This window comes from Bacteroides sp. (genome assembly GCF_052357945.1).
GTDB lineage: Bacteria > Bacteroidota > Bacteroidia > Bacteroidales > Bacteroidaceae > Bacteroides.
Window position 1 is genome coordinate 1 of the sequence record NZ_DAWCXD010000146.1, and the last position, 11,826, is coordinate 11,826.

The window sequence follows — 11,826 nt, forward strand, 5'->3', positions numbered from 1 at the left end:
TAATTCCGACACCTGCAATCAGCATCACTGTAAACAGGAGCAGGAAGATAAAGAAAGTCGTTTGTACAGAGCTTACATCCAGTTTGGAGATGGCAGCCATTGTCGGCAGCATATCACGGATAGCCCACGGTTGACGCCCACATTCGGCAACCACCCATCCGGCTTGTCCGGCGATGTATCCCAAAGGAATTGTCAGCAGAGCAATCCAGTGCATCCAACGCATCTGGCTTAAATCTTTCTTATAGATAAAGAAGAGAACGACAATAAAGAACAGGATAAAGTATCCGCCCAAGATTACCATTACACGGAATGCATAAAAGTTCAGAGGAACATTCGGAACCAGTTGGTTCACATCTTTGATATATCCGTAACCGAAATATGGAATATTTTCCTGTAATACTTTATATGCAATTTGAGCATCTTCCTCATGTCCTGCACTCTTTGCTGCACGATAGGCAGCCAATGCACCGATAGCCGTTTTTCCACGTTCTATCTTCTCGGCAGCAGAAAGAGCTGTCGATCCGTCTTTCTGTTGATAACCACCCTCGATGATATTTGTAATACCAGGAACGTAGCCGTCTACATTACGTTCTGCAAGGAAAGAAAGCATGCTGGGGATTTCAAAACGGAAGAGAAAAGGATCTTTCCCATCGTTGTAAGTCTTCTTTTCCGGGTTCAACACTCCTATTCCAACCAGACCTACATTAGTGCCGCCTTCATACAGACCTTCCACGGCAGCCAGTTTCATCGGTTGCGTCTGGGCAATCTGATAACCGGAACCATCACCCGTCCAAACAGAAAGCAACGATGCTACTAATCCAAAAATCGCCCCAATCTTAATGCTGGCAAGCGCAAACTCACGATTACGTTTCTTCAACAGATACCAACAACTGATGCCGACTACAAAAACAGCGCCCAGCACCCAGCCGGACAATACCGTATGGAAGAATTTATTGACCGCTACAGGTGACGTAGCCACTGCCCAGAAATCTACCATCTCATTACGAACTGTATCAGGATTGAATTCCATACCTACCGGATGCTGCATCCATGCGTTGGCAACGAGAATCCACCAGGCAGAAATCGTAGCCCCCAAGCCTGTAAGCCAGGTAGAAGCCAAGTGGAAACGTTTACTTACTTTGCCCCATCCAAAGAACATGACGGCGATAAATGTGGCTTCCATAAAGAATGCCAAAATACCTTCAATAGCCAACGGAGCACCGAAGATATCTCCTACAAACCATGAATAATTGCTCCAGTTCGTACCGAACTCAAACTCCAGAATCAAACCGGTTGCCACACCAATGGCAAAGTTTATACCGAAAAGTTTCATCCAAAACTGGGCAGTCTTTTTCCAAAATTCATTGCCTGTTTTATAATACAGCGTCTCCATGATTCCCATCACCACTGCCAGTCCGAGTGTGAGAGGAACAAAAATCCAGTGGTACATGGCTGTCATCGCAAATTGGGCTCTCGACCAATCGATCAGCGAGGTGTCAATACTTTCAATCATAATCCTATGTAGTTTAAGAGTTAAAAATCAGTAGATTTACCGGGGATGGCACGTTCTATCAGTTCGTTTCCCACGTATGTTCCCTTGTCGTCATCCGTAGGATGGTCACGGAGGAAATCAGGGAAAAAGAACATTTTAAGGATGAAGAACATAACGAATAATTTCAGCAGAATGATAACCCACAGGGTACGCCCCAAGGTCATACTACGGAAGCCCTCCAAATAGAAGTTCCAGATCGTAAGCAGTGTATTCTTCATATGTTGACGTTATAATTTGTAATGAGTACAAATATACATTTTTTATAATTAAAACAAACAACTAGTCAAAAAAGTTGTGTGATTTGTTGTGTTTTTATTCAAAAACCTGCCTATCGACAGAAAAAAAACATTTAACGGCGAAATTACGTCATCCGTCTATCGTTTTTGCGGCATATATAATATGTACGTACCTTCGCTAACAGTAAATCAATAGAAGTATGAATATGATAAATGTAAGAAGATTGACAGTGATGACATTTTTTGGAGCAGGTATGCTGTCCGGCATATCTGCCCAAGTTTCTCCGCTGCAAGTCGATACGCTGAAAGAAACGAAAATTCCGGCTCAATGGGATTTGCAGTCATGCATCGACTACGCAAAAGAGCAGAACATCACGATTCGCAAGAACCGGATCACTGCGGCCAGCACGCAGATTGATGTGAAGACAGCTAAGGCTGCCTTGTTTCCCAGTCTTTCGTTCTCTACCAGCCAGCAGGTGGTGAATCGTCCGTATCAGGAGACGAGTAGTCGGGTAAGCGGCAGCGAAATTATCAGTAGCAATAGTAAAACGAGCTATAATGGCAATTATGGACTGAATGCGTCGTGGACTCTATATAATGGTAATAAAAGACTGAAAACCATCCAGCAGGAAAAGTTGAACAATCAGGTAGCCGAACTGGACGTAGCGACTTCCGAAAATAACATTCAGGAATCTATCGCCCAAGTGTATATCCAGATTCTTTATGCAGCTGAGTCTGTCAAAGTAAACGAAAGTACCCTGCAAGTTTCCATTGCGCAGCGTGACCGCGGACAGGAACTTCTGAACGCCGGAAGTATTGCCAAAAGCGACTTCGCCCAACTGGAAGCACAGGTGAGCACAGACCGATACCAACTTGTCACAGCGCAAGCCACTCTTGAAGATTACAAATTACAACTGAAACAACTGCTCGAACTGGATGGGGAGAATGAAATGAATATCTACCTCCCTGCCCTGTCCGACGAAAATGTACTGGCTCCGTTGCCTACCAAAAAAGATGTGTACATTAGTGCATTGAGTCTTCGCCCGGAGATTAAAGCTAGCAAACTTAATGTAGAGGCTTCCGAACTGGGTATCGGTATTGCCAAATCAAGTTATTTGCCCACAATCAGCCTTAGCGCAGGAATCGGAACCAACCACACCAACGGCAGCGACTTCACGTTCGGAGAGCAAGTGAAAAACGGATGGAACAATTCGATCGGATTGTCTGTCAGTGTGCCGATCTTTAATAACCGTCAAACTAAAAGTGCCGTACAGAAAGCAAAATTGCAATACGAGACGAGCATGTTATCCTTGCTTGACGAACAAAAGGCTCTGTACAAAACCATCGAAGGACTCTGGCTGGATGCTAACAGTGCACAACAACGCTATGCAGCAGCAAATGAGAAGTTGAAGAGTACACAAATCAGCTATGAGTTGATTAGCGAACAGTTTAATCTGGGAATGAAGAATACCATAGAACTTCTTACTGAAAAGAACAACTTGCTGCAAGCACAGCAGGAACAACTTCAAGCCAAATATATGGCCATACTGAATACACAGTTGCTGAAGTTCTATCAGGGAGATCAATTAGCATTATAAATAAAAGCATAATAAACGAATGAAAACAAAAAAGATTATCTTAATCGCTGTGGCAGTCGTTGTGGTAGCAGGTGCAGGAATTTGGTTCTTTGCAGGTTCACCGGCCAAGCACAAAGTCACCTACGCCACTGCCAACGTGAGCAAAGGCGATATTTCAAATTCGGTCACTGCTACCGGAACCATCGAACCGGTGACGGAAGTAGAAGTCGGTACGCAGGTTTCTGGTATCATCGACAAGATTTACGTAGATTACAACTCGGTAGTAACCAAAGGACAGTTGATTGCCGAAATGGACCGTGCCACATTGCAAAGTGAACTGGCATCACAACAGGCAACGTACGATGGTGCAAAAGCCGAATATGAATATCAGAAGAAGAATTATGAACGTAGCAAAGGCTTACATGAAAAGTCACTGATTAGTGATACGGATTTCGAACAGGCCCTCTACAACTATCAGAAAGCGGAAAGTAGCTATGATAGCAGTAAGGCATCGCTCGCAAAAGCGGAACGTAATCTGGCTTATGCTACTATCACCTCACCGATTGACGGAGTAGTCATCAGCCGTGATGTGGAAGCAGGACAAACCGTTGCTTCCGGATTCGAAACTCCGACACTGTTCACCATTGCTGCCGACCTGACACAGATGCAGGTAGTGGCCGATGTGGATGAAGCTGATATAGGCGGTGTAGTAGAAGGCCAGCGTGCCAGCTTCACGGTAGATGCTTATCCGAATGATGTATTCGAAGGCGTAGTTACACAAATTCGTCTGGGAGATGCAAGCAGTACGAGCAGTACAAGTACCACTACTACAGTAGTTACTTATGAAGTTGTAATCTCTGCTCCCAATCCTGATCTGAAACTGAAACCTCGTTTGACAGCTAATGTCACGATCTATATTCTTGATAAAAAGGATGTGTTGTCTGTTCCGAACAAAGCACTGCGATTCACACCTGAAAAACCGTTAATCGGTAATAATGACATCGTAAAAGATTGCGAAGGCGAACATAAACTCTGGACTCGTGAAGGAACCACATTCACCGCTCATCCGGTAGAAGTAGGAATCAGCAACGGTATATCTACAGAAATTATCAGTGGCATTTCCGAAGGAACAAAAGTAGTGACCGAAGCTACCATAGGAGCAATGCCCGGTGAAAATGTGGCTGCTGAAGGAAATCAGGAAAGTGGCGGAGAAAGAAGTCCGTTCATGCCTGGCCCTCCGGGAAGTAAGAAGAAAAAATAATTATTCAAGAGGGTGTCATAATGAATAATAAAACGCAGATTAACGCGAATTATCGCAAAAATAATTCTACAAGTCGTTGATTTATATATCAATATAATTGAAATAATCTGCGATAATTTGCGTTAATCTGCGTTTTGACACACTCTCTTTACACATTATTTACGATGAAAAAAGTAATTGAAATACAAAATATCAAACGTAACTTTCAGGTAGGCGACGAAACCGTCCACGCATTGCGGGGCGTTTCGTTCAATATCAATGAAGGAGAGTTTGTTACCATCATGGGTACTTCCGGTTCGGGAAAATCCACGCTGCTTAATATATTAGGCTGCCTGGACACCCCGACCAGTGGAGAATATCTGCTCGACGATATTCCTGTACGTACGATGAGCAAGCCTCAACGTGCAGTACTAAGAAACCGGAAGATTGGCTTCGTGTTCCAAAGCTACAACTTGTTACCTAAAACGACGGCTGTAGAAAATGTGGAACTACCGCTTATGTACAACTCTGCTGTGAGCGCTTCCGAACGCCGTCACCGCGCCATCGAATCCCTACAGGCTGTAGGATTGGGAGACCGTCTGGAACATAAATCCAACCAGATGTCCGGTGGACAGATGCAACGCGTTGCCATCGCACGCGCATTGGTCAACAATCCGGCAGTGATTCTTGCCGACGAAGCGACCGGAAACCTCGATAGCCGTACCTCTTTCGAGATACTTGTACTGTTTCAAAAGCTTCATGCAGAGGGACGTACGATTATCTTTGTAACACATAATCCCGAACTTTCGCAATATAGTAGCCGGAATATCCGTCTGCGTGACGGTCAGGTTATAGAAGATACAACCAATCCGAAAATTCTGTCTGCTGCCGAAGCGCTGGCCGCATTGCCGAAAAACGACGAGGATTAATAATTATTCAATGTGCCGATATACTAATGTGCCGATTGCTGAACAACAAACAGGTTGAGTGACTATACCTTCAGAAAATTGCCCCATTAGTATATGGACAAATTAGCAAATTATTCATTATGAATGGAACTAATTTATTTAAGATAGCTCTCCGGGCATTGGCGAACAATAAGCTGCGTGCTTTTCTCACCATGCTCGGTATCATTATCGGTGTTGCTTCTGTCATCACGATGCTGGCTATCGGACAAGGTTCGAAGAAAAGCATCCAGCAGCAGATTTCCGAGATGGGATCGAACATGATTATGATTCATCCGGGAGCCGATATGCGTGGAGGTGTCCGGCAAGACCCGTCTGCTATGCAGACTTTGAAGCTTGCCGACTACGAAGCCTTGCGTGATGAGACAAGTTTCCTGTCCGCCATCAGTCCCAATGTTTCATCATCGGGGCAACTCATTGCCGGAAACAACAATTACCCAGCTTCCGTGAACGGTGTCGGAACAGAATACCTCGACATCCGCCAGCTGACTGTTGAAAACGGAGAGATGTTCACTGAAGCCGACATACAGAGTTCGGCCAAAGTATGTGTAATTGGAAAGACTATAGTAGACAATCTTTTTCCGGACGGAAGTGATCCGGTAGGTAAGATTATTCGTTTTAGTAAAATACCGCTTCGTGTGGTAGGTGTGCTCAAAGCCAAAGGCTACAACTCCATGGGACAAGACCAGGATGCAGTAGTACTTGCACCATACACCACAGTGATGAAACGTCTGCTTGCCGTTACGTATTTGCAGGGAGTGTTTGCCTCTGCCCTTACCGAAGATATGACGGATTATGCTACTGACGAAATCAGTACGATCCTCCGTCGCAACCATAAGCTGAAAGCTTCGGATGACGATGATTTTACTATCCGTACCCAACAGGAATTGAGTACAATGCTCAACTCAACCACCGATTTGATGACAACCCTACTGGCTTGTATCGCAGGTATTTCATTGGTAGTAGGTGGTATCGGAATTATGAATATCATGTATGTATCCGTTACGGAACGTACCCGTGAAATCGGTCTGCGTATGTCTGTCGGTGCACGTGGAGTCGATATTCTAAGCCAATTCCTTATCGAGGCCATCATGATTAGTATCACAGGAGGTATCATCGGAGTGATTATCGGTTGCGGGGCCAGCTGGATTGTCAAGAGCGTAGCGCATTGGCCTATCTATATCCAGCCGTGGAGTGTATTCCTTTCCTTCGCAGTATGTACCGTTACGGGCGTCTTCTTCGGATGGTATCCGGCTAAGAAAGCAGCAGATTTAGACCCGATAGAAGCCATCAGATACGAATAATTGATTGACAACCGTCGGTTGTCAATTAAAAAAATTATCTTTGTCTTTATGAAACAAACCTTTACATCCGCACGTCGTCCCCTGGAGATACTGATACACATTATCAGCTGGGGGATTATGTTCGGTTTCCCGTTCTTCTTCGTTGAACGTGGAAACGGGAACATTAACTGGATGGCCTATATACGCCATCTTGCTGTACCACTCTCTTTTATGATTGCGTTCTACGTGAATTATTTCATTCTTGTTCCCCGTTATCTGTTTCAGAGTCAGGCCAAAAGATATATCGTCTACAACATTATCTTTTTATGTGTCATCGGCATTTTGTTACATCTCTGGCAAAGCCTGACATTCGATCCGTCATTTGCACCCAAAGCCAAAAGACCGGGTATGCCTCCGGGATGGCTATTCTTCCTTAGAGATATGTTGAGCCTCGTATTTACTATCGGCCTAAGTGCCGCTATCCGTATGAGTGCGCGATGGACGCAAAATGAAGCTGCCCGCAAAGAAGCGGAACGAAACCGTGCGGAAGCGGAACTGAAAAATCTGCGAAACCAACTGAACCCTCACTTTCTGCTGAATACCCTGAATAATATCTATGCACTGATTGCATTTGATTCGGACAAAGCGCAACAAGCAGTTCAGGAGTTGAGCAAACTGCTTCGTTATGTGTTATATGATAACCAACAGACGTACGTTCCTCTCTGTAAGGAGGTTGATTTTATCCGGAATTACATTGAACTGATGCGCATCCGCCTGTCGGCCAATGTACAGATGATTACTAAATTTGATATTCAGCCTGACAGTCAGACGCTTATTGCTCCGCTTATCTTTATCTCATTGATAGAGAATGCTTTCAAGCATGGCATCTCCCCTACTGAATCGAGTTTCATCAGTATTCATCTTTCGGAGAATGATAAGGAAGTGATTTGCGAAATCCGCAACAGTAATCATCCAAAGACAGTGGAGGATAAAAGTGGCTCGGGTGTGGGACTGGAGCAAGTCAGCCGCCGGTTGGAGATTCTTTATCCCGGGGCTTATACCTGGTCGAAAGGCATCTCAAAAGATGAAAAAGTATATGAATCGAGATTAAGTATCAAGATCAGAGAATAGATTTCAAAACATTGGATATAAAAACTTTAGATATAAAATAGTATGATGTTACGTTGTGCAATTGTTGACGATGAGCCGTTAGCTCTTAGCTTGTTAGAGAGTTACGTGAATAAAACCCCGTTCCTGCAACTCGTAGGAAAGTATTCCAGTGCGGTTCAGGCAATGAAAGAATTGCCTGGCGAAGAAGTCGATCTCCTGTTTCTGGACATCCAGATGCCGGAGCTTAATGGTTTGGAGTTTTCGAAGATGGTAGATCCGCACACCCGCATTGTGTTTACTACCGCTTTCGGACAGTATGCCATCGACGGTTATCGTGTCAATGCACTCGATTACCTGCTGAAACCAATCTCCTACGTCGATTTCCTGCAAGCTGCCAACAAAGCCCTTCAATGGTTCGAACTTGTGCAGAAACCGGAAGAGATAGACAGTATTTTTGTGAAAAGTGACTACAAACTGGTGCAAGTGGACTTGAAGAAAATCATGTATATCGAAGGACTGAAAGATTATATTAAAATATATACGGAAGATGCTTCCAAACCTATTCTATCACTGATGAGTATGAAAGCAATGGAGGAACTTTTACCTTCCAGCCGTTTCATACGCGTGCATCGCTCATTCATCGTACAAAAAGATAAGATACGTGTGATCGACCGCGGCCGTATTGTTTTTGACAAGACATATATTCCTATCAGCGATAGTTACAAGCAAGTTTTTCAGACTTTTCTTGACGAAAGGAGCTAATTATTCATGAATTTATCGGTAAAAAAGTGAATTTTGTCGATTATAGTTTGTCAAAACCCGTTTTATATCTACCTTTGCAACGAACAGAAAGGGATTGTGAAATTCCAAGAATAGAATAGTTTAGTTAAGTCTAGTTTAGTTTTTGTGTTGATCGGAAGCCTGCGAGCGAGCATGAGCTTCCGATTTTTATTTTATTGATATACAGCATGTTAAAAGCACAATCGAACTATTTTTCTTATCAATTAGTAGTCTATAATAGAGAGCAAAAACGTCACTTTTGACGCTATAAAATGGTCGGATTATGGTCGGAAAATTCCCCGATTAGAATCTGATTATAAGTAAATTACAATAGGATGTTAAAAAAATAATGGTCGAAAACGCCATTTTTACCCTAAAAACACAAATTATGGCTACATTAACATTGGTAATAGTTCCCGCAAAGAAGTTATCAGACGGGACACACAAAATAAGAATTCGAGTCGCACACAACTCTGAAACGAGATTCATCACCACGGATATAGTGGTAAGAGAAAACGAGTTTAAGAACGGGAAAATAGTACACCGTCCAGACAAGGATTTTCTCAATACAAAATTACAACAGCTATACAACCTTTATTTCAAGCGATACATGGAACTGGACTACCCTGATTCGCTCACGTGCACGCAATTAGTCAAAATGATAACTACCCCGTTAAACGGAGAAAAGCATCGTAAGTTCGAGGATATCGTGGATGAATATCTGTCCCAAATAGATGAAGAAGAACGTACCAAGACATACAAACTCTATCGGCTGGCCACAAACAAGTTTATGCAATTCATCGGGAACGGTTCTCTCATGGAACATATTACCCCTATCAGAATGAACCAGTACATATCATGGCTCAAAAAGACAAAGCTGTCAAGCACCACAATCAACATCTACATAACCCTGCTAAAGGTTATCATTAACTATGCTATAAAGATGAGATACGTCACCTACGATATCGACCCTTTCATCACAGCCAGAATTCCATCAGCCCAAAAGAGGGAAACGCAAATCACCGTCGAAGAACTCAAGACAATCAGGGACGCCAATTTAGAGCATTACAATCTCAACGTCACACGGGACATTTTCATGCTTACTTATTATCTTGCCGGCATGAACCTAGTAGACATACTAGCATACGATTTCCGGACGGATGAAATAAACTACATCCGAAAAAAGACCAAAAACACCAAAGAGGGGGACTCCCTGATTTCCTTTTCCATTCCCGAAGAAGCAAAGCCCATTATAAAAAAGTATATGAAAAAGAATACAGGGAAAATCATATTCGGGAAATACAAGAACTATACCTCCTGCTATAACCTGCTAGCCAGGAAAATCAGTCAATTAGGCAAGGTGGCAGGAATCAGGCATAAATTCACCCTATATTCAGCCCGCAAATCTTTCGTCCAACATGGATATGACCTGGGAATTCCTCTTAGTACACTGGAATACTGTATCGGGCAATCAATGAAAGAAGATAGACCAATCTTCAACTATGTCACAATAATGAGAAAACACGCTGATAAAGCAATCAGGGAAATACTTGACAACTTGAAAAATGAATAATCACATATAAAATAAATCACTAAGAATTTGCATAATAACCAAATGCTTATTATCTTTGTAGTGTCAAATAAGAGTTCTTAATTTTAATGTTTAACTGATGAAAGATGAAGAAAAAAAAGAATTAGAACAAGAGTATGAGAATTTAAAACTTCTCGCTTCATTTCACGAGGCCTATGGGGTTCCTGAAAATGCCAAAGAACGGGAAGCGCTTATAAATGACATACTCGATCGGATGAACGAAATCCAAGAGAAATTAAAAAAGTTGTAATTAACATCCCTCCCTTCGGGGAGGGACAAACATTAAAAGCTATGATAGATTGGAATGATTGCCTGCCAACAAAAGAAATGCAGGCTGACTTTGAAAGATTCAAAGAACTAAAAACCACAGAAGAAAAAGAAGCTTTCAAAAAGGAAATGCAGGATAAATATAATAAACTACCGGAAGCCCAAAAGGAAGCCTACAAAAAAGTATCTGAAGCTGGGCTAAAAGCAACGGTAAACGCCTGCAATGATTATATAGAAAGAGCGGAAGAAGCCATATTACGTGATAAACTTGGAGAATTGCCCGAAGCAATCTCATTCAGTTATATTGCAAAGAAATATTTTGGTAAAAGTAGAAACTGGCTATATCAGCGTATTAACGGGAATATAGTCAACGGGAAAAAGGCTCGCTTTACTGACAATGAACTCAAAACGTTCCTGAACGCTTTGAACGATGTTAGCGAAATGATTCATCAGACATCATTAAAAATCAGTTAAGCTCTTATTTGACACCATCCCTGCATTGAGCCGATGCAGGGATTTTTATTGTCTAATCGAAAAATAATTGTATCTTTGCAACATCAAGATAATACGGACATAATTCGGATTATTTTGGTTTGACTTTGGTGAGGGGGTGGTTCCCCTCACTTTTTTTATATCCACGATCGAACTTTTCACTTATATATTAGTACTATCTTATGTAACCCTTCTTGAGAGTTTGTTGATTCGTGTGTTGTTGATAAGAAGGAATTACAAAAGAAGGGGTAGATGCACCCCTTCTTTTTTACCATAATATAAAAACTATCCCTTCCAATAAAGTGACAGCTTATTATTATAAACTGTATAAAATTACTCTCCTCTATAGTTAAAAAGTTGACTTAACATTTTTTTCTTTGTATCATCCAAAGGCTTCATTATTAAATCTTTATATTTTTCATCTACCCATAAATTAACTCCGTCATCACCTATGTTACTTACAATCTTATCCCGACATTGATCACAAGCATCCAACATAGAATGATATAATGTCCCATCTATAGCCTCCAGAAAATTAACAAAGCGTTCATTCAATTTTCTAAAATCGGTTTGTATACTCTTTTCAACAGCTGATTTATCACATCCTTTTTCTTTTAATTTAGATAAATCTTTTTCTAAATCAGCAAATGAATCATATAGAAATTTTAAATTATAATCAAATATCAATGATTTTAATAAAGCAAACTTTCTATAAGCATATTTATCTTTAGAA

12 protein-coding genes are annotated in these 11,826 nt (G+C 41.9%); 9 read left to right on the plus strand and 3 right to left on the minus strand.

Annotated elements, in window-relative coordinates; translation table 11 throughout:
- Both ACT8YW_RS19015 and ACT8YW_RS19020 read right to left on the minus strand, forming a co-directional pair.
- A partial coding sequence (locus ACT8YW_RS19015; RefSeq protein ID WP_444106805.1) for a cytochrome ubiquinol oxidase subunit I occupies nt 1–1,513 on the minus strand: 1,513 nt, incomplete at its 3' end.
- 20 nt (nt 1,514–1,533) lie between these two features.
- Nucleotides 1,534–1,770, minus strand: coding sequence for a DUF4492 domain-containing protein (locus tag ACT8YW_RS19020; RefSeq protein WP_004300334.1), 237 nt, complete (start codon nt 1,768–1,770; stop codon nt 1,534–1,536).
- Between the two features lie 218 nt (nt 1,771–1,988).
- Between ACT8YW_RS19020 and ACT8YW_RS19025 the strand changes: the two genes are divergently transcribed.
- The 9 genes from ACT8YW_RS19025 (at nt 1,989) to ACT8YW_RS19065 (ending at nt 11,075) form a co-directional block, all read left to right on the plus strand.
- Nucleotides 1,989–3,386 (plus strand): TolC family protein, encoded by a 1,398-nt coding sequence (locus ACT8YW_RS19025; protein WP_444106806.1) that lies wholly within the window; start codon nt 1,989–1,991, stop codon nt 3,384–3,386.
- A 19-nt stretch (nt 3,387–3,405) separates the two neighbouring features.
- Nucleotides 3,406–4,626 carry an efflux RND transporter periplasmic adaptor subunit gene (locus ACT8YW_RS19030; RefSeq protein ID WP_444106807.1) on the plus strand — a complete coding sequence of 407 codons (1,221 nt, stop codon included), beginning with the start codon at nt 3,406–3,408 and terminating at the stop codon, nt 4,624–4,626.
- A gap of 164 nt (nt 4,627–4,790) precedes the next feature.
- The gene (locus tag ACT8YW_RS19035; protein WP_117610681.1) at nt 4,791–5,534 is read left to right on the plus strand and encodes an ABC transporter ATP-binding protein; all 744 of its coding nucleotides are present in this window, start codon (nt 4,791–4,793) and stop codon (nt 5,532–5,534) included.
- Between the two features lie 119 nt (nt 5,535–5,653).
- Entirely contained in the window at nt 5,654–6,874 is a 1,221-nt protein-coding gene (locus ACT8YW_RS19040; protein WP_004300329.1) for an ABC transporter permease, read from the plus strand.
- Between the two features lie 48 nt (nt 6,875–6,922).
- The gene (locus ACT8YW_RS19045; RefSeq protein ID WP_008999361.1) at nt 6,923–7,984 is read left to right on the plus strand and encodes a sensor histidine kinase; all 1,062 of its coding nucleotides are present in this window, start codon (nt 6,923–6,925) and stop codon (nt 7,982–7,984) included.
- A gap of 42 nt (nt 7,985–8,026) precedes the next feature.
- On the plus strand, nt 8,027–8,725 hold the full coding sequence (locus ACT8YW_RS19050) for a LytR/AlgR family response regulator transcription factor (RefSeq protein ID WP_004300327.1): 699 nt from the start codon (nt 8,027–8,029) through the stop codon (nt 8,723–8,725).
- A 367-nt stretch (nt 8,726–9,092) separates the two neighbouring features.
- Nucleotides 9,093–10,316, plus strand: a complete 1,224-nt coding sequence (locus ACT8YW_RS19055) for a tyrosine-type recombinase/integrase (RefSeq protein WP_444106808.1) — start codon at nt 9,093–9,095, stop codon at nt 10,314–10,316.
- Nucleotides 10,317–10,413: 97 nt separating this feature from the next.
- Nucleotides 10,414–10,584, plus strand: a complete 171-nt coding sequence (locus ACT8YW_RS19060) for a hypothetical protein (RefSeq protein WP_004313367.1) — start codon at nt 10,414–10,416, stop codon at nt 10,582–10,584.
- A gap of 41 nt (nt 10,585–10,625) precedes the next feature.
- Entirely contained in the window at nt 10,626–11,075 is a 450-nt protein-coding gene (locus tag ACT8YW_RS19065; RefSeq protein WP_032849490.1) for a DUF5053 domain-containing protein, read from the plus strand.
- 351 nt (nt 11,076–11,426) lie between these two features.
- Here the strand turns inward: ACT8YW_RS19065 and ACT8YW_RS19070 are convergent.
- A partial coding sequence (locus ACT8YW_RS19070) for a hypothetical protein (protein ID WP_444106809.1) occupies nt 11,427–11,826 on the minus strand: 400 nt, incomplete at its 5' end.